This window comes from Neptunicella marina, from assembly GCF_014270035.1.
GTDB lineage: Bacteria > Pseudomonadota > Gammaproteobacteria > Enterobacterales > Alteromonadaceae > Neptunicella > Neptunicella marina.
In genome coordinates, this window is sequence record NZ_JACNEP010000013.1 from 18853 (window position 1) to 45079 (window position 26227).

Sequence of the window (26227 nt, forward strand, 5' to 3'; positions counted from 1 at the left end):
ACAAGTTTATCTATTGCCCGGTTAAGAATATGTATTCAAATGTACATATCCCGTCTCAAAATAGGTGCTTAAAACGACAGTAACAATAAAAAACAGCTGCTTGCACTGCAAACGGTTCGAACCCAGTTCCATTTCGACCATTTAACAAGATATGATTGCCAGTAATTTTCCAGGTCTCGCTGTAGAGAACAAGCAGACTGCTCTTTGACTAAAACCACTGCAATGGCCAACTTATCGTTTAAAGGCACGTTACACAAAATGGTAACCAGAGTTGAGCCGACAAAAAACACACCTGCCGCTGCCAGCAAAAACAGATTATTGTCTAATAAAGCGTTAAAAATGAGATAGATGCTGGCTAAACCAGACCCCACAAACAGCGTTAAAAATACCGGATTTATAATAATGCGGTTAATCGAATCCATTACCTTTGCACCTTCAGCCGCAGGCAATTTTGCCAATACACGCATCAGGGTATTGGAAAAAATAAGATAAATACCTGCCATCAAAAACAACGGCCAGTAAATAAGCGCCTGCCAAAGGTTTGCATCAGTCATAGCCCTGCTCCAAAAACACGTCACGATTGCGCTGCACATAATCAGCAAATGAGCGAGCAGGGCGATTTAAGGCCTGAGACACACCATCTGCCAATGATTCATTGCGTCCATCCAAAACCTGTGTGAACAAATACGTCAGCATCTGGATCACTTCATCGGGTACACCCATTTGTTGCAACGAAAGACTAAATTGCTCAACAGAAACAGGCTGAAAGCTCACGGTTTTACCTAATTCCTGACTAAACAGAGCCGCCAAATCTTCAAAACTCAATAATTCAGGACCGGTTAATTCATATAACTTATTTTGGTGGCCCGGCTCGGTAAGCGACGCCACAACCACATCTGCAATATCATTCACATCCACAAAAGGCTCTTTAACGAAACCCACCGGAAAAGCCAGTACGCCACTATCGAGCGCCACTTTAAACAGCCCTTCGTTAAAGTTCTGATTAAACCAGGCACAGCGCACTATGTTCCAGCTCAAACCACTTTGTTTAACAATGTCCTCACAAATTTGTGCGGCTTCTTCTCCTCGCCCAGAGAGCAATGTGATGTGCTCAACACCTTTTTGCCTGGCTAATTCACAAAACTGTTGAATATGCGCCGGCGCACTGGGCAGGGCTAAATCGGGAAAATAAGTCACGTAAGCGGCTTGAACCCCAGTTAACGCCGCATCCCAGCTTGAAGGTTGTTGCCAGTCGAAAAAAGTGTCGCTGCTGCGACTGGCTTTTCTCACCTCAATATTTTTATCAGTTAACAGGTTTACCACGCGGCTACCGGTTTTACCGTTTGCGCCCACGACTAAAATTGTTTGATTAGTATTTAACGTTGTCATTGCTCAGTTCTCCTTGAAAGATTAACAACAACTTTAAGAGAATCTATTGAACGATAAGTGGTAATAAGTGCTATTTTATGTGCAGATGGTACATAAAGTGCACACAGGAATTTACATGCAATTCGATATTCAGCAGCGTATCAGCCAACCTGTCACGCAGGATCCACTGGCAAATTTACTGCATACCCTGCAGCTGGATAGCGTGTTTTATACACGTTCCAGCTTAAGTGCGCCGTGGGGAGTCGCTATGCCACCTATCGAAAACAGCATGATGTTTCACTTGATAGTGGAAGGTGAAGTCCTGTTAGAGATAAACCAGCAAAGTTATCATCTGCAGGCAGGTGACTTTGTGATTTTGCCATTTGGACAAGGCCATATAATAAAAGATGCCAAAAACTCTCCTGCCGTGCCTCTGCATGACTTACCCATCAAAAACATAACACCACGTTACGAAACCCTTATTTATGGTGGCGGAGGTGCCCAGTGTGAACTAATTTGCGGCGCAGTGTTTTTTACCAACCCTCTAGTGAACAAGTTGATTAGTCTGTTACCTGTGGTGTTGCAAATTAGTCAAAATAATCCTCAGGCACAGCAAACCATCCAGCAATTAATTCAGATATTAGGTGCAGAGGCACAAAACATTGCATTAGGCGGCGAGGCAATTATCACCCGTTTAGCCGATATTCTGGTGATCCACGCAATACGCCAATATATTGATGAACAACAAAATATCGGCTGGCTTAAAGCGATGAAAGACAAACGCATTGGTCGTGCGTTGCAGCTTATTCATCAGGCACCCGATACACAATGGACACTGATATCACTGGCAAATGAAGTGGGTATGTCGCGCACTGCATTTTCGCAACGTTTTAAATTATTGGTTGGAGAAACCCCACTGCACTACATCAGTCAGTGGCGCATGTCGCTGGCACATCAGCGTTTATCTATGACCAGTGACTCTATCCTGGAAATCGGCTTAGATTTAGGTTATCAGTCGGAATCGGCATTTTGTCGCGCCTTTAAAAAACTAAACGGGCACAGCCCGTCACAGGTTAGACGACAAAAACGAATCGAGATTTCAAACTCCCACTAAACTTACAATGCACCACCATAAAACCAGGTATCAATTGCGGTTGTCACTACCACAATCAATAGAGACTGCAAGGCCACCAAACCGCCTATTCTGGCGCCCAGGAGTGTATTGAGCTTAAACCACATTTTCCCCATTAAACTCAAACAAGCAATTGCAATGCTCAGCATTAACAACATGGCTGCTGCCACAAATAAACCAAATAAAAATGAGGGTGTTGCTGCCGTTTCAAAGTGCATGCCCTCAGCAACTAAGTGCACACCGTCTGGCGCTTGCTGATACTGGAAATATGCGTAAACAACCATGACTATTAAACTGGCAATACACCAAAATAAACGGCTTTTAATCAAAACAACACCCTCTTTTATTACTCGATTACAACTCTAAAATTCGTTTCAAACTTGCCAAATCGGCTAATACTGCCTGTTTATCAGCAGCAATTTGCTCAACGGTTTGTGAAGATTGAGCGACTAATGTCAGCACCACATTACACGTGTCACCCGTTTGAATAACTCGCAATGGAACATACACCACACTGCCGTCAGGTTGTGTTACCCAATGATCAATCACACCAAACGGATTATTTTCTGCAAAACGAATACTCACTTGCCCAAATGGCGCCTGCGCTATCCAGACACCGGCTTGCTCAATTAGTTCAGACCCAGTGAGCCCTGCGGCCCATAAAGGCAGATTTTTGGGATTGGCAATAAACTCGAATGCCCGACACTGCGGGCACCCAATAGATACTGACAAATGTTCGACATAACTCATCAGCAAACAGGATTATTTGAACCAGCTTTTATCCACTGGCAAGGCAAATAACAAAGGTGCCATTTGCTCATAGAAAGGGCGGTTAACCTCACACTGAATATTTTTCAGGTAATTCACTTTCCACGGATCATTGACCATCCATAAAATATTATCTTCCAGTGAGATCCCTTCAATGGAGGCATTATTCATCTTTTCCCAGTCTTTGCAGGATGATGGTGGATTCTCAACTTCAGCCCAGAATGCCAGTTTTATGATTTTGGCAGATTTCTCGCCAGCTAAATCGACAATCCATAACTGGTTGTTATTGCGTGCCATCGCCAGCAAATAACCGGGATGCTCAGCAGAATCACCCGGGTAAAAATCCAGCGCATTGATAGGATGATTACCGTCATCAATGCCCGGCAGTTTTAGCTTAGGATCCTGCACCTTGATAAAGTCTTCACTTTTCCAGAAATCAGCTGAGGACATATCCAGTTTAAAAATACGCGCTTGTGAACTGGCATCTTTTTCCAGCGCAATATACATCTGACGACCTTTAGCAAAGGTAATACCTTCAATACCGTCATTCGGGAAATTACCCACTTGCATCTCAGCCGCAAATTGCAACGGACGGACGTGAGTCATTTTCAATTCACCCTGGTCATTTAACGCTAAGCGCACCAGCAAAGTAGGAAATTCAGTTGAGCCAGTATTGTTCCATTGTGTTTTGCATGCACCTTGTAACGGTGACATGCTGGCATCTTCAGTGATGGTGTAAAACACTTTGTCGTTATCCGGGTCGACTGTCAGCGCTTCTAAATCAGGTGTATCAGCCAGATAATCCGCAAAACAACTTTGGTTCAGACTTTCAGCCAAAGTAAAACGCATCGCGCCCGGCAATAAACGCGCAGAATTTTGATCGATTAAGTGCAACACACCTTGCTGCGATAACATAGCGCTGCGATCAGCAAGTGTTACCAGATGACCACGCCAATGAGTTAAACCCGATGGTTGTGGATCGGCCATAATCTTGCCCTGGGGATCTTTAATCCAGCGCCCTTGCACATCAATAATGTCGTCAGCTATCACCGAAGCCGAAATAAGAGCCAGCAATAAACCAACCTGTTTAATTAATTTCATTTCATTCAACTTTTATAAAACGTAATTACCAGTCTAACGATGAAGGAAGACGCGGAGATGACAATAACTGGGTAAAACGTGCCCAACGTTCGTTCTGATCATCCGTGGTTTCCACATATTGTTTGATCAGATCACGTCCCCAATTGTAGTTAATCACGTAGGCACCATAGGTATCAAAAAAGCGCACACGCTGCGTGGCTTTTTCTTTGGTAGCAAAACTGTATTTCTGTAACAGGCTGACAGCTTTGGTTTTATCAATCTCACCGTTAATGTACATACGTGCCACCTCATTACTGGCATAACCAAGTTTTGCGGTTAACTCACCAAAACGCTCAAACCTGGCATTAAGTGCTGGGTCAATGCCGGCGATCGGAAACAATACATTTTTTTCAAATTCTGCTTTTTGTTTGCCCGGAAACGCCAGTTGAATACCGTAATTGGCGCTACCTTCGGCAATTAAAGACTGCGGGCTAAATAGCGGATAAACACTGTATTCCACCCAGTTACGTTCTTTTACCAGATTCTGTTCAAGTAACGCATTGTAGGTATGATGGCCGGGATAGCCTTCGTGGCAACCCAGATCAACAGCGCGCGAAATATCAATCGGATATTCAGTGTTTACCTGAATCAGGCTATAAGCATCACCTTTATACCAGTTATAACCGCTCCAGGGTTTATCAGTGACATATTCCAGCGTGAAATTTTCATTTGGTAACAGCTTAATATGCTGTTTGGTACGATCTCGACATTCCTGAATCGCGCGGTCAAACACCGCCTGTAATTTATCAGCCGGGATTTCGAATTGTTTTTTAAACGCTGCAATGCGCTCAGCGATAGGGCCTTCACCCGGCAACATGGCTTCCACTTCAGCCACCAGCGGATCAAAGTCAGTTAATTTATTATGCGGGGCTTCGGTGTCATACAACTCGCGGCTTTGCGCATCAAAGTCGAGCTTTTCGTCACCGGATAAATTTTTACCAAAGCCAATTAAAGCCACCAGCTGCTGATCGAGATAATACAATCGTAAGCGCTGCATTAGCGGCGTATGTTCACTCGCCTTTGGTAATTCACCTCGTAATATTTCGGCGTCGCTAACAATCTGTGCAACAGGAATGTTTTTTCCTTTGGCCTGCTCTGCCCACGCTTCAGGGCCGTAATAGGCGTCAACATATCCACCATCATGTTGCCCCATGGCTAAGACCAATTTAACGTATTGCTCGGCGATTTGGTCAATCGATTGCGCGGCGGCTGCGCTATAAGTAGAAATCATCATAAAAATTATCGTGCTGAAAATGGCGATTTTTTTCATTGTTATCAGTGCCTGTTACTCTGTGTGACTCGAATTTTTCAATCTAAATATCTTTGATGCGTTGTACGCTATGCAGCATAACAATCTATATAAACAGAGGCCAATAAAGAGTGACCGATATTACTGAAGGCGACAGGTTTGCATCAAGCATATTTAGAGGCTTTAGATCATAAAATGTTTCAGCGCTGTAACAACATATGTTCATCCTGTCAGCAGGCTATTTATCGAAAAAATATTGGCTAATTATGCGACGGCCATAATCTGTCAGTGCTTCCACACAATAATTAAGGAAAATTTATGAGATTACACCTACGCTCATCGCTCACGTTATTATTCGCGTTGCTCGCTTGCGTTACACAAGCCGCTGAACCACAAACACAATTCAGCCATTTATCAGCCGGTGATTATCACACCGGTACCAGCAAGTTTTTGGTATATACAGAAGATAAAGACGGCAATTTGTTCCGTCCAATGGCGCTGTGGTATCGCACCACCAGCATCGAAGATTACCAGGGACAACCTCATGTAAAAATCACTCAACACTGGAAAAGCACAGACAAAAAACAAGTGCGGGATATTGTGTCTTACAATCGCATTAGCGATTTTGCGCCCGTTTACCAAACGATTTCCAATCCAGAGCGTGGCACGGCGGCGTTTGTTTTTAGCGACGACATGATTGCCGGCGATAAAACGCTAACAAATAACAAAGTGGCTGATTTCTCGATGGCAGCCAGCAATGGCACACTCAACTGGGAACTGGATATTGAAACCTTTGCGCTACTGGACTTGCAACAAGGCAAAACCTTCAATCTGAATTTTTATCATCCGGGTTCAAAAACACCACCTTCACTGTATCAATACAAAGTCATTGGTAGCGAAAAAATTGCCAATGCCGACGGCTCTGTCAGCGACTGCTGGATGCTGAAAATCGATTACAACAAAGATGCCTTTGCGACTTTCTGGTTAAGCAAAGACTCACACCAGTTAATGAAAATGGAAGAAATCTGGCAAGGCATCAAACGTTATAAAGTACGTTTACCGGCAGATTATTAGGTTAATATTACTGACCTAATCCCAGCCCGATTTGCTGCATATAAGCAATTAAGCCTTGTGCCTCCAGCGACGATGATTGCGCAAGGCTTGTTGCAACCCCCAATTGCTGGGCATTAGGTTTATGCTGCCCCAGCTTCACCCGGCTCTCTACGACATCTACCTCGATTCGAATACCACGAATAGCGTTACTAAGCTTTTGACGATACCCGGCAGAAATATAATTTTCGTCGTGTAATAACTTAGGTTCCATTTGCTTAAGTAATGCGTCCATGCCCAGTTGCATATCATCGTTATCACAAATACTGGCGGTACCGCTTAAATGCACCACTGCATAATTCCATGTGGGCACATTGGGTGCCGCCTGATACCAGTATGGTGAAATATAGGCATGAGGCTGATTAAACACCGCTTTGACTTTAGCGCCTTCTAATTGCTTTAGCTGAGGATTATTGCGCGCCAGATGACCCATTAATATCATTGCGTTTTCACTGGTTTGCATAAGTACCAAAGGTAAATGTGTCACCTGTAAATCTTCAGTCATCAATATGGCGAACGGGAACTGAGTAACAAATTCCACCACTTGCTGATGCTCCATCTCAATCACGGGTTTCATTAATTTTTGTCGTTCCTGTTTAAAGCGATAGCCAGTGGCGGATAATATGATCCATCTGTTGATTTAGCAGCTTAAATTGTTGTTCTGAGGCCAACATTTTCCCGGCATTTTGCACATATGCACTGCCATCCAGTTCATGGCCACAATGCTGAATTAATTGTTTAACCGACTGCTGGGTACTTTCTAAATGGAATTGCAAAGCAACAACCTTATCCAGATACAAAAATCCCTGTAATAAACAGGCTTCACTGGTGGCAACCGCCACGGCACCACCGGGTAAACTGAAGGTTTCGCCATGCCAGTGGAAAGCGCTCATGGTAGCGGGCAATAACTCAGCCAGCCAGGTCAGCTCGGCTTCGGCAGTTAAACGAATATCGTGCCAGCCTATTTCTTTATATGGATTAGCTGAAATCTCTGCGCCAAGCACGCTGGCAATCAATTGTGCACCCAGGCAAATGCCAAACACTTTTTTATCCGCCGCAATGGCCTGACTAATTAATTGTTTTTCCGTCGCCAGCCATGGGTATTGTTTTTCATCATGTATGCTCATTGGGCCACCCATCACAATCAAACAATCAAATTGCTCAATATCAGGTAGCGATGAGTTTTCATACAAGGCAACTTTTTGCACGGAACATCCCTGCCCGGCTAAAGTGTCAGCAATACTGCCTAACCCTTCAAAGGGAACGTGTTGTAAATAACATACTCGTTGCTGCATCAGGTTTGCTCGCACTAAAAAAGTCATTAGTATAAATAACTTAACAGCCACAAATAATTATTTCGACCTGAACAAGGATTTAAAATGAAAACCATTGGCCTGATTGGTGGCATGAGCTGGGAAAGCAGTCTGCATTACTACCGTTTAATTAATCAGCAGGTAAAACAACAGTTAGGTGGTTTGCATTCTGCCAGGGTCATCCTTAACTCTTTGGATTTTGCCCCTATCGAACAATTACAACGCGAACAAAACTGGGATGCCATGGCGCTAATACTGGTAGATATGGCCGAATCGCTGCAAAAAGCCGGTGCCGATTGTGTGCTGATTTGTACCAACACCATGCATAAAGTGGCGGTTCAGGTGGCAGATGCCGTATCGATTCCACTGCTGCACATTGCTGATGTCACCGCTAACGCGATTAAACAACAAGGATTACAGAGCATTGCACTTTTGGGCACCGCCTACACCATGGAACAGGATTTTATTAAACAACGTTTAGCCAGTGTGGGCTTAAAAGTGGTGATCCCGGATGAAACTCAACGCAAGTTAGTGCATAAAGTGATTTATGAGGAATTATGTCAGGGCGAGATAAAAACGGAATCGCGCAAGGCCTATGTGGACATTATTGAATCATTGCAACAACAGGGTGCACAAGGTGTGATTTTAGGCTGTACCGAAATCGGTTTATTAATCGAACCTCAACATGTCTCCATGCCGTTATTTGATACCACTGCCATTCATGCTCAGGCTGCGGTTAATTTTGCTTTAGTTGACTGAATGTTTTAGAACCGGTTTGCAAAGATAATATTCATATTGGTCTTCACTTTCCTGTTCAAAACCAAGACGGTAATACAAATGTTTAGCCGGGTTCTCTTTTAATACCGACAAGCGCACCGGCAAATTAAGCTCGTTAGCCTGTTGCATAATATCTTGCAGGATGGCCTTACCTAATCCCTTACCTTGTGTAGAAGGCATCAGCTGCAACTGGGCGATTTTAATTTCGTTGTCGGTTTGCCAGTACTTAAGCATACCGACAGCTTGTTCATCAATGAGTATCAGGTGTACATGCTCGAAGTGAACCTGAATACGTTTGAGGTGTTCCTCATCATCCAGAAAAATACCCGCAGTGTGCAGATGCTGTTGCATGCTCAATTTGCGTAACTTAAGTAAAAAACCTAAATCCTGCTCTGTTGCAGGGATCAATTTATACGTCACCGTTAACCTCTATTGGCCATTGTCCGTTGCCCCATTCCGCCCATGATGCATCGTATAATTTGAGGTTTTGGAAACCACACTCGGCGGCGGCTAATAACACCACACAAGCAGTTACACCAGATCCGCAGCTCGCTACCAGGGTATTATCCGGCGAGATACCCTGTTGCTCAAATAAAGCCCGTAATTCATTGGGCGCATGCAATAACCCATTGTGCGAACACTGTGTAAAAGGAATGTTTTTAGCCCCGGGGATATGACCACTGTGCAGGCCCTTACGCGGTTCGGCTACCTGTCCGCAAAAGCGTGCGGCGCCTCTGGCATCAACCTTGTTTAACGTACCATTAGATAAATCAGCCAGAATGTCTTCAGCTGAGACAAGTGCAGACTGATTCAGCACGGCCTTAAAGTTCCCCTCTTCAGCGGCTGAACTGTGCTGTTGGGCGGTAGCAAAACCTTGTTTTAACCAGTTTGGTAATCCGCCATCCAGTACCGAAATATGTTTCAATCCAAATATTGTTCCCATCCACCAGGCACGGGGAGCAGAATACAAGCCGATATTGTCGTACACCACAACATGGCTGTTCACCGATACACCGAGCTTACGCATCATTGCGCTATATTGCATCGCCGAAGGTAGTGCATGAGGAAGTGGATTAGCAGCATCACTAAATTGCTCAATATCGAAACGCAACGCCCCCGGGATGACCTCATCTGACACCTGCTGTTCAAACCCCACCGGCGCCATACTGGCATCCAGAATCACCACATTTTTGTCAGTCAGATGTTCGTGCAACCATTGTGCACTTACCATATTAGTCATGGCTTTTTTCCTGTATTAAATGGGTTCACCAAAACGGAATAATTGCGCTTCCCCGGGCTGCATTTTATGCCACTGTTCATTAGCGGTCAGTGGTTCGGTTGCAATAATGGTCACCACATCATGGGGAGTGGTTTCTTTAGCAAAGTCAATATCCACATCCACGTCGGATAAATGCGCGATACCAAAAGGTGCCCGGCGCGTAATCCACTGTAATTTAGTTGAACAAAAAGCCAGTAAATACTCACCATCAGTAATCAGCATATTAAATATGCCAAACTCACGTAGTTTATTGGACAGCTTTTTTAAATGATTAAACGCCGATACACGTTTACCTGGGCCATTGGGAAAACGCTTTTCCAACTCACTTAACAGATAACAAAACGCACGTTCGCTATCTGTGGTTCCCACTGGGGTATATCTTTCAAAAGGTAAGGACTGATAACCATGTAACTGACCATTATGCGCATAAGTCCAGTTACGTCCCCAAAGCTCGCGACTAAAGGGATGGGTATTAGCCATTGCCACTTTGCCACGATTCGCCTGCCGCACGTGGGCAATAACGGCCTTACTCTTAATCGGATAATCAGAAATGAGTCGCGCGATTTCAGACTCATAACTAGGTTGTGGATCTTTAAAGATACATACGCCTTTATCTTCATAAAAAGCAACACCCCAGCCATCTTTATGGGGTCCGGTGTGACCACCTCTCTCCCGCAGTCCCTTAAAACTAAAACAAATGTCGGTGGGTACATTGGCCGACATTCCAAGCAATTCACACATAATTATTATTTCAGTTCCGGATTAACTCGTTGGTTTCAAATTCAATGACAGCAACATCGGTATTTAGCCGGCGTCCACCTGCATGCTGATACGCATGCATAGCCTGCGTATTGTCAGCTTCGGTTAATAACCACATTTTTCGGCAACCTAACGCCGATGCCAGCTGTTTCACAGCTAATACCAGCTCACAACCAACGCCTTGATTTCTATACTGTTTTAATACCGCCACTTCCGTTACCTGCATGGTAAGCGCTTTATCCGGATGACTATAATGAAATGCCGAGGTAAAACCAATAACCTGATGTTGATAGCAGGCAAGAATTAAATGGTGGCGCGGATCATTAATACAATCAGCAAACCACTGATGATTAACCGGAAAATCGAATAGTTGATCGCCAACCTGCATCACAGCATCAGCATCCTGCAACACGGCTTCACGACAAATAATACCCTGCACCATCTTTCACCTCATTGAAACCACAACCTACTTATAAATGAATTCACGCAATTTTTGTTGTAAAAACGTAAATAATATTTCTCACACTTGAAAAATTGGTAAAACTACCTGACCATCCAATTAACTAACCAAGAGGGGGATACAATGCGACACTGGAAAACAACACTGATACTTTTTCTCAGCATTGGCCTGCAATTTTCCGCCAGTGCCAGTAGTAACCCTGATCTGTCTTTACGTGACAAACAATCGCTAAATGGTGTCTGGCATTACATTGTAGACCCGTACGAAAACGGTTATTACGATTACCGCTTAAAACCACGCGACCAGGCTGAACATCCCTCACGTCAGGCATTTTTTATGGATGCCAAACCGCGTGATAAACAAGAGTTAATTGAATACGATTTTGATCAATCAGACACCATTATGGTGCCGGGTGACTGGAATACGCAAAAGAAACAACTCTACTACTACGAAGGCAACGTTTGGTATCGCAAAACATTTAATTACCAGCCGGTTAAAAACCAACGCCAGTTTGTCTATTTTGGAGCGGTTAACTATCGTGCGGATGTGTATTTAAATGGCCATAAACTGGGTGTGCATATTGGTGGCTTTACCAGTTTCAGCATGGAAGCAACCTCCTATATCAAAGCCGGCAAAAACTCATTAGTACTCAAGGTGGATAATACACGCCATAAAGACGCCGTGCCCACGGTCAATACCGACTGGTGGAACTATGGTGGCATTACCCGCGACGTGGATATTGTGAGTGTACCGGCTACCTTTATTCAAAAACACCAAATTGCATTAACCTCAGCCAGTGATAAAACCATTCACGCCAGCGTTACTACCAGCACAGCCCAGGCCGGCCAAAAAGTATCGATTTCTCTGCCCGAGCTAGACATTGTCAGTCATGCAAAAACCGATGCATCAGGCACCGCTCAATTTAGCTTCCACGCGCCTGATTTACAGTTATGGCAGCCAAACAACCCTAAAATGTATCGGGTAAACATCAGCACAGGGAAAGACAAGATTACCGATAATATGGGGTTTCGTACCATTCGTACTGAAGGTAAAAAACTATTACTTAACGACAAACCGGTGTTTTTGCGTGGTATCGCTATTCACGATGAAATGCCGCTTAATGGCGGTGGTCGGGTAGCGAATGACGAACAAGCCAAACAACTATTGTTATGGACGCAGCAACTGGGTGGCAACTTCGCACGTTTAGCGCACTATCCGCACAATGAAAAAACAGTGCGTTTAGCCGAACAAATGGGCATTTTGGTATGGTCGGAAATTCCGGTTTACTGGACTATCGACTGGACCAACCAACAAACCTACAACAACGCAGAAAATCAGCTTATCGAAATGATTGAACGCGACGTTAACCGCGCCAACGTCATTATCTGGTCGGTGTCCAACGAAACGCCGGTAAATCCTGATCGCACTAAGTTTTTAGGTCATCTGGTAGATAAAGCCCGTGAACTGGATAACAGCCGTTTAATCAGTGCTGCCATGGAACGTCACTGGGATAAAAAGGACGACCACCTGTCTGTGGTCGAAGATCCACTGGCAGATAAAGTGGATCTTGTCAGCTTTAACCAGTACATCGGCTGGTATGACGGTCTGCCAGACAAACTGGCCAAGGTGCACTGGAAAATTCCATACAACAAACCGGTGTTTATCAGCGAGTTTGGGGCAGGCGCTAAAAAAGGCCTGCACGGCGATAAAACCGAACGCTGGACCGAAGAATTCCAGGCTGATCTATACAAACAAACGGTTAGAAACCTCGACCAAATTGATGGGTTAGCCGGTATGTCACCGTGGATTTTGGTGGACTTTCGCTCGCCACGTCGCGTATTACCCGGCATTCAGGATGACTTTAACCGTAAAGGTTTAATCTCAGAAGATGGCCTTAAAAAACAGGCATTTTTTGAGTTGCGTAAGTACTATCGTGAAAAAGCTGAGCAATATGAATAAGCCCCACATTTTAAAACAAAGGCCGCATTAAGCGGCCTTTTTATTATTCAGTTTCAACCGGCGTCCACCAATCAGACACCGGCTCGCGGCTTAACAACAACTGGTCAATCAATCCATGCCATTTTGCTTCGCTGTGCTGCTTAAGCAGTTTAACAAAATCCAGACTACTGGCAGGGTGCCCGGGATACTGATGCTGTTGCCATAAATCATGCAAGCTGGTTTGTATTGCCTCGTCTCCCACGGTGTCACGTAATTTGGCAAACACCAGTGTGGCCCGTGAATATAAATCGGCATTTGATGTGGCTGCGACCATGCTTTTGGCAGGTAAACCGCTAATACGTAAACTGTTAAAATAGCGCCGCTCTTCATAACGGATCAGGTTGTGCATTTCCTGTTTGCCTCTGTGCTTTTCCAACAGAACCAGCTCGGTATATTTGGCCAGCGACTCGACCAAAAAGGCACTGTCGGCCGGAATACCATTTCCCAGTAAATGACCAAACCATTGGTGCGCCGTTTCATGGGCGGAGCGGCGATAAACCTGACTAAAACTGTTTTCTCCCGCTTGTTTGGCTCTAAAACTCATTTTGTTATTAAGCAAAATCATCTGCGGCAGGGCATAACCACTGGCACCAAACTCCGGCATAGCAAACAACGACAGGTTTTTACCCGGATAAGGCGCAATTACCCTGGTGAGGAAATCAATGGTGTCAGCGGTAGCATCCAGCGTTAGAGCAATATTGTCATCCAGTGCTGGTGGATAAAAAACCTCAATATTCACGTTATGCTGTGAACCTGAAGCACGCGCATAAATCTGATTGTCAAATTCAATATAGGCTTCTGCATTACGAATTGCGCGAGTGGTTTTATAGTGAAAGGTCACCCGTCCGTTTTGTTCGTTTTGCGATAAGAGCTCGCCCTGCCCAACCGCGGTATGGCCACTATCTGTGGTGATACGTGATTCCATTTCAACCCAGTCAAACCCTTCAGCTTGTTTGTACTGCGGATAATCCAGACGTTGTTGGTGTGAGTCGAACTCCCTTAAATCCAGAGCATATTCCAGACGTTTTTTACCGCGTAACTGATATTCAATCTGATAACCCACCGTGGGTAAAAACGGAATGGTACGCACATAGTTAAAACGGTTACTGAATCTCAAATGTCCTTGCGCTAATGCATACCCCGATTGCTCCAGCGTTAAACAGTAATCTAGCTGCAAGCTGGCGCCCGGCTGCAGAGGCTCTGCCAACGTGATCAGATACTGAAAGGTATCGGCATCAAACTGATAACGCGCTTGTTGTCGCACTTCGATTCCACACAAAGGTGCCGTAATATATTGCCCCACCAGCAAGGTTGAAATCGCACTATCAGTTTTATTTTCAAGCAAATAATACCCGTTAAATTTCACCTCACGTTTTTCAGGATAAAACTGCACATCATTAAACACTTTGGTGATAACAGGTTGCGCTTTAGTTAAATAATCGGCATAACGCAGCTCGTACAAGACACGCGCGTGATCTCGCTGCTCAGCAGTAACCAACTCTTGCTCGCTCTTTAATTGCTGATGAATATTAAACGCCAGTGCAGCACAGACAATCAGCCCACAACCTAATGCAATACGCGCAGGATAACTGGCTAACGCCCACCAGTGACGCAGACGCGAATCATTACCAGTCTGATGAAATGCATAAAAGGCAATCAGAGCCAACACAGCAGCGACCGTTAACCACAAATCACTAAACGCCCAGAATCCAGACAAGTTAGCGCTATAACCGAGGATTGAATCCCACCCCGCCAGTGGTGTTTGGAATAATTGCGATAAGGGATGAGTTATACCAATTAGCCCGGGTAAAGGCGTAAAACCGGCCACTAAAATCAGCAGATTGATGCAAATTGCAATCATGCGGCGTACCACTATCGCTTGCACTGCCAACATCACAGTGCCCAGATACAGCAGCGGTAAACCGGCATACAGCATAAATTCCAGCAGTGCTAAACAATCAATCTCAGTGCTGATAATCAGTTGAGTCAATACACAGCACAGCACTGTCACTAACAGCAGAATGACAATTTGGCTAACTAAAATCAGCCACTTTTGCACAAAATGTGCACCGGCACTCATGGCCGCTGCTTGCACCAGTTCGTTAAAGCGAAAACTTTTGTCACGACGAATTAACTCATCGCTCCACCACACCAGCAACAAAATGCCAAAACCGGGCACCACATCCCACATCACACGATTGATCACATCGTTGCTGTTTGCCACAATCACACCAAACGGCCCCGCCCACGCATGGCCGCCGATCATTTCCTGTAAACAAATGAGTGCCAGCCCAAGCATTGCCAGCAAAAAACGCCAGTTCAATACCGATAATTCAAACTGCAATGAACACAAGTGGGCAAATCCAGTTAGGTTAATGCGAGTGACGGTTTGTGGCTGATAGCTGATATTTGCACGCGCAGCGACGCTTTGTTTCCGTTCATCCACCAACTGACTTTTTGCTGATTTTTTATCCGTCGTGAAGGCAGACTTTTTTAACGCCAGGCTAATCAAACCACCAGCACAAAGCAGCACAGCTACGCGATTAAACCAGAACACGCTAAGTGGGCTAAACAAGGTCGAGTGGGTGTCAGGTAAGTTATGGTTAAGTGGGGTCAGCCCCAGCCAGTCGGCATAAAACATCACCTGATAGAGCCCATCATCAACCACATAGGATTTTGCCAGTAAAGGTGAACCCGTCGCGGTAGCAAGAGAGATATAAACAATAAATAACGCAGCAATGACCAGGTACATCACCACCGGCTTTTTCGAGATACTGCTAACAAACAGCAAAATCGCGCCATACAAACACAGGGTTGGCAACGTGATAAACGCCAGTAACCACAACATCGGCAATATGGCATGCGTCCACAGTACAAACTGCACGCCGTAACGGAATTCAAACCAGCCGAGCATACAAACCTGTGCCATCACACTTAAACTCGCCCCGGCCAGCACAAAACACAAAAAACGACTGAATAATATTCGAGCACGCGATTGCGGCACCGCATTAATCAACTCGGCCATATTGGCAGTTTGGTCGCGCAAATAAAAAAAGCTGGCCAGCAAACCACAACACCAGGGCAACCCCAATACCAGCAACGCACTATTCACTTTTAAAATATACGCAAGCGTAATGGGGTTTTCATGCGGTTGCACCGACATACCGGCCGCCAGTGCCAAACCAAATAACGGCGCCACCACCAACAACAGCCACCATTCCGGGCGGCGCATTAACAGCCGCCACTCATTGAGTATCAACAGGCTCATAATGTCTCTCCCACCGCAATGTGGTTGAGATGACAAAAATAACGGTCCTGTAAACTGGCACTCACGCTGATTGCATCTGTGACGGGTTGAAACGGGCAATACACCCGCAACAAGCGCTCGCCATAACGCAATGCGCGCGATAATACTTTTGCCCCGGCCGGTAACGTCGATTCGCTTTGTGCAGGGCATTGCCAAATGCTGCCATTGAGTGGTTCAAATAACTCACGGGTAACGCCATCGGCTTTAATTTCCCCATCGAGTAAAATGGCGCTACGGGCGCACAAATGTTCAATATCATCAACAATATGGGTTGATAAGAGCACAATTCGCGACTGACTAATATCATCCATTATCTGGTGCAGATTAAGCCGCTCTGCCGGATCGAGCCCCGATGTTGGCTCATCTAAAATCAATACTTTGGGTTGCCCCAGTAACGCCTGCGCCAGACCAAAACGTTGAAGCATTCCGCCAGAAAAATCACTGGCATTGCGTTTAGCATCACGACTGAGGTTGGTTAATTCGAGTAGTTGATCAATTTGCTGCAAGCGCTGCTTTTTATTTTCCAGCCCTTTTAAAATAGCCAGATGTTCCAACAGGGCATGGCAACTAATATGGTTATAAACGCCAAAATGCTGTGGCAAATATCCCAGCTCCTTACGTAGCAATAATGGGTTATCGGCTAAATCCTGCTGCTGATAGATTACCTTGCCGGAACTGGGTAACTGAATGGTAGCCAGTGTGCGCATTAAGCTCGATTTACCCGCACCGTTGGGGCCCAATAAACCATACAAGCCATTTTGCAAGGTTAGATCAACCGCGTTTAATGCCACTTTGCCATCGGCATAAATTTTATTTACCTGTTGAAGTGATAACATACTTGTCTCCTAAAGTAAGGGCGTCGCGACTAAATGGCTTTGAATTTGAACAAAATTCATACACCAAAGGTCAACACGCCCTGGATAATCAGGTTAGCGAGGCGAGCACGTTTTGTTCAAAAGATGCGTGACAAACCCGGTGAGTTTGATGACTAAATTGTAATCAGTGGCCAAACAGTGGCAGATTGTTGTTTGTCATCAAAAATCGCGTTTTTGTCAGTTTTTCGCTGCCAGCTTATGCTTAAACTGGCAGCCTTAGCGTCAATCTCCATGTCAAAGGACTAAGACCATTACATCTGCAATCAATAAACCAAGTTTAATGAGTCTGTTACCCGTGTTAACCGCATTAGTGGTGGAAGGCTCAATCAGACAATTCTCGTTACACAGTGACTCGCTGCCTGGTTATGCGCTCATTTTGTTGCAGCTGGCAGTCGAGTTCAGCCCGCTATTCTTGACACAGTGGTATTCACAAAAATACAGTGGTGTACAAAAGGCACTGGTATGGATGGGCGGCTTTATCGTTTATCCAGCAATAAATCTGTTGTGGATTAGCGAACTAAGTGGCAATAAAACCCTGTTTAGTATGCAGGGTGAGATCATCGCGGTTTGTTTGTCGCTGTTATACGCAGTACATCAGTTTTATCAGCAACAACAGCAAAAACCGGGTATTTGGCGCAAATTATTAAATTTAGATGCGGTGGTGATTTTATTGCTGTTTTGCTGGGCATTCACCATGACAGGCATGTTTGTTTACACCGACGATCCGCTGCGCAATCAGCCATTTCCAGCGATTATTGATTTTGGCAAAATGTGGGACAACCTCGGTTTAACCTTCTATTTTCTGGCGCAATTTTTGGTACTGGCCAGCATGATATTCAGTTATTACTGGCTTAACCGTTACCTGTTTATCCGCAACATTTTGGCTAAACACGGCATGGTAGCTTATTTAATGAGCAGCTGTGTTTTTGTGTTTATCAGCTATCCATTATTGGTTTTTATTGCCATGCAACTGCCGTGGAATTTGCCTGAGTTCAGCGTTACACCTTCGCAAAATTACAACCCTTTTGCTCCGGATAATTTCCGTTTTGCTACAGCTGTTTGGCTGGTGAGTACGCCGATCATTTTGGTGTTTGAACGCCAGCAAACCAGTCTTCAATTAGCGGAATTGGAACAAAGCCAGCTGAGTGCTGAAATTAAAATGTTACAGCAGCAGGTTAACCCCCACTTTTTGTTTAACACCCTGAATGGCTTGTACGCTCTGTGTTTAAAAAATGCCGCCAACGCTGGCGATATGTTATTAAAACTGGCGGATTTACTGCGTTACACGGTTTATCAGGGCCAGAAAAAACGTGTATTGCTGCAGGATGAAATCGACTACCTGCAAAACTATTTATCGCTACAAATGATGCGGGTGGATAACAAATGTGAACTCAATATCTCAATACCCTCCATTCCACAAGATGCGACAATCGCACCGTTACTATTGGTGATGCTGGTGGAGAATGCCTTTAAACATGGCGTCGAACCCAGTGATGAAAAAAGCTGGGTGACTATTCACTTAGAGATAATAGACGGACAAATTCAGTTTGAATGCACCAATAGTCTGGCACCTAAACACGCCACACATGAGCAGGAAGGTGGCGTGGGTTTAGCCAATTTAAAACGACGTTTAACCCTGCAATATCCGCAGAGTTATCAACTAAGCAGCGAACCAACTGGAGCTGCAGAACAAAGCGAAACGAACGAACCAACAGAAAAATACTGGCGAGCTACTTTATGTCTTCCACTCAATTAAACCTGATCATTATTGACGATGAGCCACTCGCTCATGAGGTGTTGCGGCATCATTGCCAGCAACACGCTGATATTAACGTGGCCGGCCAATTTTACAGCGCGCCCGAAGCCTTAGCCTGGTTGGCCAACAATCAAACCGACTTGATTTTATTAGATATCAACATGCCGGTTTTAACCGGTATCGACATGTTAAAAGTGCTGGCCAATAAACCGCAGATTGTACTTTGCACCGCCCACCAACAATACGCTCTGCAGGGCTTTGAGCTGGATGTAACCGATTATTTATTAAAACCTGTTAGTGCTGAACGCTTTACTCAGGCGATTGAAAAAGTACAACGCCGCCAGCAGCAGGCTCAACAGCCAGAAGCCACAACACCAGTTATAAACGAGCAACCGCAAACAGCCCAAATAAACACGCCCAGGGATATTGTAATCAGGGTTGATCGCGAACAACGCCGCGTGGCCTTGGATAGCATTTATTGTCTCGAAGCCTACGGTAATTACGTAAAAGTGTGGCAACAACAAGGCTTTCAACTCACCGCCGCCACATTAAAACGCTTTAGCGAATTACTGCCCGCGCACTTTGTGCAAATTCATAAATCCGCGATTGTGAATCAACAACATGTAAAAGCAGTGAATAATGAAATGGTCACCCTGACCAATGGCCAACAGCTGAAGACTGGCAAAGCCTATAAACATAATTTGGAAGCACTGCTAACAGGGATAAGTTTGGGGTAAAAAGGTTAAGCTTCCACTTCCATTTTCACATCAGGGTGAAAAGTAACAGGAAACATTTATTAGGTGAGCTCCTGCTTTATTTCCTGCCACGAAATAGCTTTTACCTTTCCGGATTCATGCTCAGCACTTCGGGCTTCGGCCAATTTCAACCATTCTGATTCAACATCATCTTCAGTAGCTGAATCCATTGCAGTAAGAAGGCAATGTGCAGCAAGTGCTTTTTCTTTCGTGCTTAGTTGCTCAATACTTTCCAGCAAGATTTTAAGGGCATCGGACATATTTGGCCTCCTTAATATTCCTGACAATATTTCCACCAATATAGAATGAGGGAAGTTTGGAGTTGTTATGAATGGCTAGCCGGTCAGCATTGTCGCATATCTGAGCACATCGTAGATACGTCAGACAATAGCAACATATTATGCAATGATGCTCACTGACTTTGCTAGCCATCAACTTTAGCTATTAACTCTATCTTAGCCGTTACTTTTAGATCACCAAATGGCCTGATTGTGTCCTGCTGTCCTGTTACTAGATTAGTAGAAGCTGATTTGAAGATGTCTTTCATTAATTTTAACCTTGCTTCCTTCATTTCCGTAATCTGCACCGTACTAAAATAAGGATGGAGAGGAGCATAAAGTTGATCTGATAGCCCTATTGGCCTTGGAAGGCAGTTTGGGCTGTAATACTCATCAATAATACCCCAAACCCTAACTATAAAATTTATGGTGCTAACAAAATCAGACCAGTGCATTCCCGTGTTGTTTGTATTGTGGGCAACAGACTTATTCCGGAAGTCTAAGAATCGTTTAATGGCAGGATCTCTGGTGGATTCATTTCTGGCAAACTGCTCTGATATATAATCAATCTCATCCGAAGTTGCGATATTGGCTCGTCTGATAGCCTCAACACCATGATTCCAAATATTGTTTAGGGAAAAATCATCTGGTTTATTATTAAACAGCTTGGCTAATTCACAACTAACCATAAATGTAATGCTCACATTTACTAGGTTGTGGATATAATTATTTTGAGTGAGGAAAAAATTCGAGTCGACATCGTTTATCGAATGCCAAAAAGTATAACTCTCCATGATTTGGAGGATGATTTTTTCAATCCCTCTCGGCAAACTCCCATTTTGGTAATGTGGGTCAGATTTGAGCTTATTCAAATAATCAACCTGCTTTTGAAAGTGACCGGTTGAATCATGCCCACTTTCAATAACTTCTTGGCTGTTCTGAATCTCTTGGTCAATTAACTCTTTATCAATAGTGCCATATATGAGAAGAGAGAAATTTTCCTTTGTCTTCTCCATATTCTTAAAATTAATTGCTGTGCAATTCGGCTTTAACTTAATCATAGAATTCCTTTTTGGGATGAAGGCTGGCTAATTGGGTTCACAAAACAACTTAACAATGAACAATCGGCTAGTTTTTCTACCGCAACCTTTCTCGATCTTATCCTTTGGCTTATTAGTATCAGAATAGTTAATGCTTTATCAATAGAGGGTTAGAGCTACGTTGTTTTACTTACCCAATGAGTAATATCGTCCATAATTATTTTCACGCCCTTCCCGGGGCGCGAGCCTATTTGGACAGACCCAAATAGGCGAAAGGTCTTTCACTCCGCCGACTTTCTTAACGCCAAAACCAAACTGGCTCTAATTCGAAGCGGCCAAAGGCAGCAGTCCATGCAAAGCATTGGCCTTGGCTAAACTTCCTGTTTAGCCATTCGAAAGCCAGCTTGGTTTTGTCTAAAAGTCAGAGTCGCAGTAGCCAAACTCCGTTTGGCCGCTGTCGCGGTGAAGTTTGATAGTTTGGTTTTTCCTAGTCAGCCAGAGGCTGACTTATTTCCCCATTCACTGTGGCCAATTTTTAATTCAGATTAGTAAACTGCCAGACGAGGCAGGGATGCTGAGTCAGTTGCAACAGAAGGGACGTGGATTTGCAACGGTGGCAGTTTGCCTGAATTGAAAATTGAACTGCCACAGTGCTGGGGTGCCGTTGGGTTCTTAGGGAATTGCGGCAGCACAATTCCCTACGCCGCTGTCGCCGGCGCGACGCACAAATCCTCAATCTATGACAAGCGGTTGGTTGCGAAGCAAAACCACAAAAGCTCGCGCCCCCAAAGGGACGTGAAATAAACAATGCATCTGATAATGCAGCACAGCGAAGCAATTGCGGCAGCACAAATCATCAATCTATGACAAATGCCAATTTTAAAATCGGGAGCTAAAGCGCCGGCGCATCTAGCTCCTGCAACTGCTCTTTTAAAGCTTGTGATTCAGGATAAAAATAAATACCAGCTTTTAACGCTTGTTCCGCGGCATGTTTGTCATCCAGTTGGCTGGCTGCAAAGCCACTAAACCCGGCGATATAACGTTCTCTTGGTTTGATCTGGTACTTAAGCTTTTTCGACAATTTTTTATAGTGTTCGATGTAATCATCGGTGCTATAGGTTTGCATTTCGGTGTCACGTATATGCCAATCAGCATAAATCCAGGCCAGCGAATCATAAGTGCCTTTAAAGGCGGAAAGCATATGGTCGGTGTTCGCCATATAGTTAACTGTCCACGCCAAATTAGCTGGCGCACTTTCAACAAAAACCTTTTCCAGCGCTTCAAATCCGTGACGGATTTTTTGATGTTCCATATCCCCCAAAGCCAGGTACACACTGCTGGATAGAGATGCATGTTGTTTGAAAAATCCCCGCAATAACTCTGGCAGTTGTGGTGCATACTGCATGGATGGACTGAGCATCACATAACTGGAAAACGCATTGGGATGCTGCATCAGCATATTGGCAACAAACAATCCTGATAATGAGTGACCGACAATAAAACGCCCACCATTGGTTCGGTAATTTTTTTCTATATAAGGCAGCGCTTCTTGTCTGATAAATGCCGAATATTTTTGTGCTTGTGGGCTTAGCTCAGCAGTTTCTTCATTTTTAAACGGGTAGTTATCGTCGCTATAATTTCCAGTGCTTGGCAGACCGACAACTATCATGTCCTCTATGCCGTATTTTGCCGCCTGAATATCTACAATGCTGCTCGCCCAGTTAAAATTATCTTTCTCATTTAGCGTGATTAACACAGGGAATTTTTTATCAGGCTGATTAGCGTAATCAGCGGATAGCCTGACTAAAATGGTTCTGGATTCGGCTAAAGATTTTGAGTGGATTTCGGTTTGTATCGTGTCTTGCGCAGCCCAGCTTACAGACGTGATATTTAACAACAGCAGAATGGTGACGATAACTCTCATTTGTATTCCCTTATCTTTATTACGCCGCCAGCATTAGCGAAGCTCTTTGTGAGAGATTACCACGCGCTATATGTCTGAATTTTTCAGTTTTGTAACAAACTGCTGCAAATACTTTGTCCAAATGCGTTTGGGCAATGCCGGCTGTAAACCTTAAAGTTTTTTCTAGTCAGCCAGCGGCTGACTTATTTCCCCATTCACTGTGGCCAATTTAAAATTCAGATAAGCGAACTGCCAGACGAGGCAGGGAGACCGAGTCAGTTGCAACGGTGGCAGTTTGCCTGAATTGAAAATTGAGCAGACACAGTGCCTTTAGTTGGTAGGCGTTAACCGTTGGGTTCTTAGAGAATTGCGGCAGCACAATTCCCTGCGCCGGTGCAACGTCCAAACTTTATTTTTCTGGCAAGCGGTTAGTTGCGAAGCAAAAGCTCAACAGCTCGTGCGCCCTTCCAGGGTCAGTCAAAGCCCTATGGTGTCTAAATTCTGCTGACACTTTAAAAAAGGCGCAGATTTTAGCTCATCTGATAAATTATCAACCTTAAGATCAGGCTCCATTTGATGTTGCAACTGGTATGTGTACAGATAATCGAATCCGAGCTGCCTGACTTCATGTCTATCCAGCAAAATCACCACCTGACTGATTTTCGCCAGACGTATCGCCATGTAACACAAACCACAAGGCTCACCAGATGCAAATAAGGTGGCACCTGTCAGCCCGGTGCGGCCTATGTTTTGACTCGCCGCTCTGATTGCCTGAATTTCGGCGTGCGCCGTACAGTCATGCAACTGATTAACCTGATTAACGCCTTCACCAATACAGTTACCTTGTTGGTCAACAATAACAGACGAAAAAGGCAATCCCCCCTTGTCTGCTTGTTGCATAGCCAGTGCAATTGTTTGTTTAGAGTAAAACGTAATTTGTTTTGCATCTAACATATTGCCAGCCCAGACTGTCTGGCCAGTAAAGTGGCGAGTTCTTCAGCTTTAGATTCGGCCATTCGCAATGAGTGCTGGTGTCTGTCATCGGCAAATTCCTGATATTCCGACGCGACCTCGTAAATGTCAGTCACCCCCAGGTACTTACTCAGCGTACGTATATGCGGCACTAAATGATTGGAATCCTCATTTATACCGCCTTTTGCAAAACCAAATTCACCACTTGAGGTAACAATTACCAGTGTTTTGCCGGACAATAAAGGAGCCAGTGGTTTATCGCCCCGCGCCAAATCAAAATCAAAGGTTTTATTAATACGTATGATTTGATCAAACCAGGCTTTTAACTGTGCTGGCATGCCGTAATTGTACATTGGCGATGAAATAACGATGAGATTGGCTTTTTCAACCTCGGCAATCAGTTCATCCGACTGTGCTAGGATTTGTTGTTGCTGAGGAGACCTTGTCGACCCCGGGGTAAATACGGCACCTATCCAGTCCTGAGTAATAAACCGGGGGGGATTGATACCAACGTCACGATAAATGTACTCATCTATACCCGCATCTTCTGCAAATTGTAAAATAAACTTTTTTGCCAGTTTCTTAGAAATTGAATCATGTTCCGGGTTTGCATTCGAAATTGCTCTAACACTTGAATCTACATGTAAAATAACACTCATTTTGGCTTGCCTCTGTGGGTTAACTCTGAGCGTTATTTTTGTGTTTTAAGTCAGTATTCACAAACGAGTAAAAAACACTTACAGATGAATTAAACTCATCTATTATCTATTTATACGGTTTAAAGAGTAGCTATCATGCAAGTGTCTTTACCTGCACTTAAGGCGTTCGAATCAGCAGCCAGACTGGGCAGCTTTAAAGCGGCTGCAGCTGAGTTATCCATTTCCCCCACCGCAGTTTCTCATCATATCAATAACCTTGAGCAGCGACTAAGCATCAGCTTATTTGTGCGCACAGCCAGAAAGGTGACACTCACTGAACCGGGTAAGGAATTAGCAACGGCTGCCGGTTTGGGCTTTCAAACGATTGAAAAGGCAATTGAAAAGATTGCACAGAAAGATCAACAAATAAATGTGGCAACGACCTCATCATTTGCGGCTTTGGTGCTTATTCCCGCACTTCAGGACTTTTATACACAGTATCCACAGTGCAAGGTCAATATTACCAGTGGTGAGAGCATTGAAGCAGACCATTTCACTTTACCGATTCGGTTTGGCGAAACGGGCAAACAATCGGGGGCTGACATCATCAAACCCGAACAGTTTAATTTATATTGCGGCCCCCAGACTGCTGCACAATTTAATCACTCAGAGCAAATAACCATTTACACCACCGACTGGAAAAATAGCAGGTTACCCAAAGTACCATTGCAAGCCTGGATCGAGCTAAACAGCTTACACAACAGCAACATTAATGTGAGATATTACGATCAGGAGTTATTTGGTATTCAACAGGCATTATTGGAAAATGCCTATGTTTTTTGTTCGGATACACTGATACAAGGTTATATAAAAGCAGGCGTGTTAAGCGGATTGAATACCCAGCCCATCAGTTCCCGGCTTTGTTATTACATCGCCGATAAACAAAGACACCTTTCCCGGCATAATATTATGTTTGTAGAGTGGTTGGAACGGTTACTGAAACAGAATTAAGCATCCAGCAGGCAAACAAAGTTTGCACGACATTGCGACTTCTTAATTAAAGAGCGCCTCTTATTTTATGTAAGAATCCAGAACTTTTAGCACAACCTCCATATCTTTTTCACGTTGTTCAGCGTTTTCTTCAAGCACCACATGCTCAAGTAAATGTCCTTTAATTACTTCTCTCATTAAACCGTTTACCGCACCTCGAATGGCAGCAATCTGCTGTAACACATCCAGACATTCATGGTCCTGTTCCAGCATTTTTTTTAAGCCTGTCACCTGTCCCTGTATTTTACTAACCCGGGTACTGAGCTTTTTCTGATCTTTGATTGTATGTGACATGAGGTA

27 protein-coding genes are annotated in these 26227 nt (G+C 44.3%); 7 read left to right on the forward strand and 20 right to left on the reverse strand.

What is annotated here, in order from left to right:
• Positions 1-68: 68 nt before the first annotated feature.
• Both H8B19_RS14260 and H8B19_RS14265 read right to left on the reverse strand, forming a co-directional pair.
• On the reverse strand, positions 69-554 hold the full coding sequence (locus H8B19_RS14260; protein WP_186507561.1) for an anthrone oxygenase family protein: 486 nt from the start codon (positions 552-554) through the stop codon (positions 69-71).
• A complete protein-coding gene (locus H8B19_RS14265) occupies positions 547-1389 on the reverse strand; it encodes an NmrA family NAD(P)-binding protein (RefSeq protein ID WP_186507562.1) in 843 nt (280 codons plus the stop codon). The genes H8B19_RS14260 and H8B19_RS14265 overlap by 8 nt, the downstream gene beginning before the upstream one ends.
• A 115-nt stretch (positions 1390-1504) precedes the next feature.
• On the opposite strand from H8B19_RS14265, the gene H8B19_RS14270 reads away from it, so the two are divergent.
• Positions 1505-2482 (forward strand): AraC family transcriptional regulator, encoded by a 978-nt coding sequence (locus H8B19_RS14270; protein ID WP_186507563.1) that lies wholly within the window; start codon positions 1505-1507, stop codon positions 2480-2482.
• 2 nt (positions 2483-2484) lie between these two features.
• Here H8B19_RS14270 and H8B19_RS14275 read toward each other — a convergent pair whose 3' ends face one another.
• Genes H8B19_RS14275 through H8B19_RS14290 form a run of 4 tightly spaced genes read right to left on the reverse strand, consistent with a single transcriptional unit; the run spans position 2485 to position 5678 of the window.
• A complete protein-coding gene (locus H8B19_RS14275) occupies positions 2485-2829 on the reverse strand; it encodes a hypothetical protein (protein WP_186507564.1) in 345 nt (114 codons plus the stop codon).
• Between the two features lie 25 nt (positions 2830-2854).
• Complete coding sequence (locus H8B19_RS14280) at positions 2855-3250, reverse strand: SRPBCC family protein (protein ID WP_186507565.1); 396 nt, start codon at positions 3248-3250, stop codon at positions 2855-2857.
• A gap of 12 nt (positions 3251-3262) precedes the next feature.
• Positions 3263-4369 (reverse strand): hypothetical protein, encoded by a 1107-nt coding sequence (locus H8B19_RS14285; RefSeq protein ID WP_186507566.1) that lies wholly within the window; start codon positions 4367-4369, stop codon positions 3263-3265.
• 25 nt (positions 4370-4394) lie between these two features.
• Entirely contained in the window at positions 4395-5678 is a 1284-nt protein-coding gene (locus H8B19_RS14290; RefSeq protein ID WP_186507567.1) for a hypothetical protein, read from the reverse strand.
• Between the two features lie 297 nt (positions 5679-5975).
• On the opposite strand from H8B19_RS14290, the gene H8B19_RS14295 reads away from it, so the two are divergent.
• Positions 5976-6731 (forward strand): DUF3108 domain-containing protein, encoded by a 756-nt coding sequence (locus H8B19_RS14295; RefSeq protein WP_186507568.1) that lies wholly within the window; start codon positions 5976-5978, stop codon positions 6729-6731.
• A gap of 7 nt (positions 6732-6738) precedes the next feature.
• On the opposite strand, the gene H8B19_RS14300 is transcribed toward H8B19_RS14295, so the two are convergent.
• Together H8B19_RS14300 and H8B19_RS14305 are read right to left on the reverse strand one after the other, a co-directional pair.
• Entirely contained in the window at positions 6739-7344 is a 606-nt protein-coding gene (locus H8B19_RS14300; RefSeq protein WP_186507569.1) for an FMN-binding negative transcriptional regulator, read from the reverse strand.
• Positions 7345-7363: 19 nt separating this feature from the next.
• On the reverse strand, positions 7364-8062 hold the full coding sequence (locus H8B19_RS14305) for a type 1 glutamine amidotransferase (RefSeq protein ID WP_186507570.1): 699 nt from the start codon (positions 8060-8062) through the stop codon (positions 7364-7366).
• 84 nt (positions 8063-8146) lie between these two features.
• Between H8B19_RS14305 and H8B19_RS14310 the strand changes: the two genes are divergently transcribed.
• Positions 8147-8839 (forward strand): aspartate/glutamate racemase family protein, encoded by a 693-nt coding sequence (locus tag H8B19_RS14310; RefSeq protein ID WP_186507571.1) that lies wholly within the window; start codon positions 8147-8149, stop codon positions 8837-8839.
• Here H8B19_RS14310 and H8B19_RS14315 read toward each other — a convergent pair.
• Genes H8B19_RS14315 through H8B19_RS14330 form a run of 4 tightly spaced genes read right to left on the reverse strand, consistent with a single transcriptional unit; the run spans position 8828 to position 11337 of the window.
• A complete protein-coding gene (locus tag H8B19_RS14315) occupies positions 8828-9277 on the reverse strand; it encodes a GNAT family N-acetyltransferase (RefSeq protein ID WP_186507572.1) in 450 nt (149 codons plus the stop codon). The genes H8B19_RS14310 and H8B19_RS14315 overlap by 12 nt on opposite strands.
• Positions 9267-10097, reverse strand: coding sequence for a 3-mercaptopyruvate sulfurtransferase (sseA, locus tag H8B19_RS14320; RefSeq protein ID WP_186507573.1), 831 nt, complete (start codon positions 10095-10097; stop codon positions 9267-9269). The genes H8B19_RS14315 and sseA overlap by 11 nt, the downstream gene beginning before the upstream one ends.
• A 15-nt stretch (positions 10098-10112) precedes the next feature.
• A complete protein-coding gene (locus H8B19_RS14325) occupies positions 10113-10877 on the reverse strand; it encodes a class II glutamine amidotransferase (protein ID WP_186507574.1) in 765 nt (254 codons plus the stop codon).
• A 10-nt stretch (positions 10878-10887) separates the two neighbouring features.
• Positions 10888-11337: a GNAT family N-acetyltransferase gene (locus H8B19_RS14330; RefSeq protein ID WP_186507575.1), complete on the reverse strand. Its 450-nt coding sequence runs from the start codon at positions 11335-11337 to the stop codon at positions 10888-10890.
• Between the two features lie 141 nt (positions 11338-11478).
• Here H8B19_RS14330 and H8B19_RS14335 point away from each other — a divergent pair, with 141 nt between their 5' ends.
• Positions 11479-13314 (forward strand): glycoside hydrolase family 2 protein, encoded by a 1836-nt coding sequence (locus H8B19_RS14335; protein WP_186507576.1) that lies wholly within the window; start codon positions 11479-11481, stop codon positions 13312-13314.
• 43 nt (positions 13315-13357) lie between these two features.
• On the opposite strand, the gene H8B19_RS14340 is transcribed toward H8B19_RS14335, so the two are convergent.
• Together H8B19_RS14340 and H8B19_RS14345 are read right to left on the reverse strand one after the other, a co-directional pair.
• Positions 13358-16621: a M1 family aminopeptidase gene (locus H8B19_RS14340; RefSeq protein WP_186507577.1), complete on the reverse strand. Its 3264-nt coding sequence runs from the start codon at positions 16619-16621 to the stop codon at positions 13358-13360.
• Entirely contained in the window at positions 16618-17496 is an 879-nt protein-coding gene (locus tag H8B19_RS14345; protein ID WP_186507578.1) for an ATP-binding cassette domain-containing protein, read from the reverse strand. The genes H8B19_RS14340 and H8B19_RS14345 overlap by 4 nt, the downstream gene beginning before the upstream one ends.
• 319 nt (positions 17497-17815) lie before the next feature.
• Between H8B19_RS14345 and H8B19_RS14350 the strand changes: the two genes are divergently transcribed.
• Positions 17816-19291 carry a sensor histidine kinase gene (locus H8B19_RS14350; protein ID WP_186507579.1) on the forward strand — a complete coding sequence of 492 codons (1476 nt, stop codon included), beginning with the start codon at positions 17816-17818 and terminating at the stop codon, positions 19289-19291.
• Complete coding sequence (locus tag H8B19_RS14355; protein ID WP_186507580.1) at positions 19273-20028, forward strand: LytR/AlgR family response regulator transcription factor; 756 nt, start codon at positions 19273-19275, stop codon at positions 20026-20028. Before H8B19_RS14350 ends, H8B19_RS14355 begins: the two co-directional genes overlap by 19 nt.
• Before the next feature lie 59 nt (positions 20029-20087).
• Here the strand turns inward: H8B19_RS14355 and H8B19_RS14360 are convergent, their stop codons facing one another.
• From H8B19_RS14360 to H8B19_RS14380, 5 genes are all read right to left on the reverse strand, one after another.
• The gene (locus tag H8B19_RS14360; protein ID WP_186507581.1) at positions 20088-20306 is read right to left on the reverse strand and encodes an addiction module protein; all 219 of its coding nucleotides are present in this window, start codon (positions 20304-20306) and stop codon (positions 20088-20090) included.
• Positions 20307-20470: 164 nt separating this feature from the next.
• Positions 20471-21385: a hypothetical protein gene (locus tag H8B19_RS14365; RefSeq protein WP_186507582.1), complete on the reverse strand. Its 915-nt coding sequence runs from the start codon at positions 21383-21385 to the stop codon at positions 20471-20473.
• An 871-nt stretch (positions 21386-22256) separates the two neighbouring features.
• Positions 22257-23288, reverse strand: a complete 1032-nt coding sequence (locus H8B19_RS14370; RefSeq protein WP_186507583.1) for an alpha/beta hydrolase — start codon at positions 23286-23288, stop codon at positions 22257-22259.
• A 456-nt stretch (positions 23289-23744) separates the two neighbouring features.
• Positions 23745-24221, reverse strand: coding sequence for a nucleoside deaminase (locus H8B19_RS14375; protein ID WP_186507584.1), 477 nt, complete (start codon positions 24219-24221; stop codon positions 23745-23747).
• Complete coding sequence (locus tag H8B19_RS14380; protein ID WP_186507585.1) at positions 24215-24898, reverse strand: FMN-dependent NADH-azoreductase; 684 nt, start codon at positions 24896-24898, stop codon at positions 24215-24217. Before H8B19_RS14380 ends, H8B19_RS14375 begins: the two co-directional genes overlap by 7 nt.
• 135 nt (positions 24899-25033) lie before the next feature.
• Between H8B19_RS14380 and H8B19_RS14385 the strand changes: the two genes are divergently transcribed.
• Entirely contained in the window at positions 25034-25888 is an 855-nt protein-coding gene (locus H8B19_RS14385; RefSeq protein WP_186507586.1) for a LysR family transcriptional regulator, read from the forward strand.
• Positions 25889-25948: 60 nt separating this feature from the next.
• On the opposite strand, the gene rcnR is transcribed toward H8B19_RS14385, so the two are convergent.
• Positions 25949-26221, reverse strand: coding sequence for a Ni(II)/Co(II)-binding transcriptional repressor RcnR (gene rcnR / locus H8B19_RS14390; RefSeq protein ID WP_186507587.1), 273 nt, complete (start codon positions 26219-26221; stop codon positions 25949-25951).
• Positions 26222-26227: the final 6 nt, after the last annotated feature.

What these genes read in the sequence shown, in the direction of transcription:
- H8B19_RS14325 (WP_186507574.1), bottom strand. Translation starts at nt 10,877, where the DNA reads ATGTGTGAATTGCTTGGAATGTCGGCCAATGTACCCACCGACATTTGT.
- H8B19_RS14270 (WP_186507563.1), top strand. Translation starts at nt 1,505, where the DNA reads ATGCAATTCGATATTCAGCAGCGTATCAGCCAACCTGTCACGCAGGAT.
- H8B19_RS14345 (WP_186507578.1), bottom strand. Translation starts at nt 17,496, where the DNA reads ATGTTATCACTTCAACAGGTAAATAAAATTTATGCCGATGGCAAAGTG.
- H8B19_RS14285 (WP_186507566.1), bottom strand. Translation starts at nt 4,369, where the DNA reads ATGAAATTAATTAAACAGGTTGGTTTATTGCTGGCTCTTATTTCGGCT.
- H8B19_RS14350 (WP_186507579.1), top strand. Translation starts at nt 17,816, where the DNA reads ATGAGTCTGTTACCCGTGTTAACCGCATTAGTGGTGGAAGGCTCAATC.
- rcnR (WP_186507587.1), bottom strand. Translation starts at nt 26,221, where the DNA reads ATGTCACATACAATCAAAGATCAGAAAAAGCTCAGTACCCGGGTTAGT.
- H8B19_RS14330 (WP_186507575.1), bottom strand. Translation starts at nt 11,337, where the DNA reads ATGGTGCAGGGTATTATTTGTCGTGAAGCCGTGTTGCAGGATGCTGAT.
- H8B19_RS14380 (WP_186507585.1), bottom strand. Translation starts at nt 24,898, where the DNA reads ATGAGTGTTATTTTACATGTAGATTCAAGTGTTAGAGCAATTTCGAAT.
- H8B19_RS14310 (WP_186507571.1), top strand. Translation starts at nt 8,147, where the DNA reads ATGAAAACCATTGGCCTGATTGGTGGCATGAGCTGGGAAAGCAGTCTG.
- H8B19_RS14355 (WP_186507580.1), top strand. Translation starts at nt 19,273, where the DNA reads ATGTCTTCCACTCAATTAAACCTGATCATTATTGACGATGAGCCACTC.
- H8B19_RS14365 (WP_186507582.1), bottom strand. Translation starts at nt 21,385, where the DNA reads ATGATTAAGTTAAAGCCGAATTGCACAGCAATTAATTTTAAGAATATG.
- H8B19_RS14375 (WP_186507584.1), bottom strand. Translation starts at nt 24,221, where the DNA reads ATGTTAGATGCAAAACAAATTACGTTTTACTCTAAACAAACAATTGCA.
- H8B19_RS14305 (WP_186507570.1), bottom strand. Translation starts at nt 8,062, where the DNA reads ATGCAGCAACGAGTATGTTATTTACAACACGTTCCCTTTGAAGGGTTA.
- H8B19_RS14385 (WP_186507586.1), top strand. Translation starts at nt 25,034, where the DNA reads ATGCAAGTGTCTTTACCTGCACTTAAGGCGTTCGAATCAGCAGCCAGA.
- H8B19_RS14300 (WP_186507569.1), bottom strand. Translation starts at nt 7,344, where the DNA reads ATGAAACCCGTGATTGAGATGGAGCATCAGCAAGTGGTGGAATTTGTT.
- sseA (WP_186507573.1), bottom strand. Translation starts at nt 10,097, where the DNA reads ATGACTAATATGGTAAGTGCACAATGGTTGCACGAACATCTGACTGAC.
- H8B19_RS14295 (WP_186507568.1), top strand. Translation starts at nt 5,976, where the DNA reads ATGAGATTACACCTACGCTCATCGCTCACGTTATTATTCGCGTTGCTC.
- H8B19_RS14260 (WP_186507561.1), bottom strand. Translation starts at nt 554, where the DNA reads ATGACTGATGCAAACCTTTGGCAGGCGCTTATTTACTGGCCGTTGTTT.
- H8B19_RS14340 (WP_186507577.1), bottom strand. Translation starts at nt 16,621, where the DNA reads ATGAGCCTGTTGATACTCAATGAGTGGCGGCTGTTAATGCGCCGCCCG.
- H8B19_RS14370 (WP_186507583.1), bottom strand. Translation starts at nt 23,288, where the DNA reads ATGAGAGTTATCGTCACCATTCTGCTGTTGTTAAATATCACGTCTGTA.
- H8B19_RS14265 (WP_186507562.1), bottom strand. Translation starts at nt 1,389, where the DNA reads ATGACAACGTTAAATACTAATCAAACAATTTTAGTCGTGGGCGCAAAC.
- H8B19_RS14360 (WP_186507581.1), bottom strand. Translation starts at nt 20,306, where the DNA reads ATGTCCGATGCCCTTAAAATCTTGCTGGAAAGTATTGAGCAACTAAGC.
- H8B19_RS14290 (WP_186507567.1), bottom strand. Translation starts at nt 5,678, where the DNA reads ATGAAAAAAATCGCCATTTTCAGCACGATAATTTTTATGATGATTTCT.
- H8B19_RS14335 (WP_186507576.1), top strand. Translation starts at nt 11,479, where the DNA reads ATGCGACACTGGAAAACAACACTGATACTTTTTCTCAGCATTGGCCTG.
- H8B19_RS14280 (WP_186507565.1), bottom strand. Translation starts at nt 3,250, where the DNA reads ATGAGTTATGTCGAACATTTGTCAGTATCTATTGGGTGCCCGCAGTGT.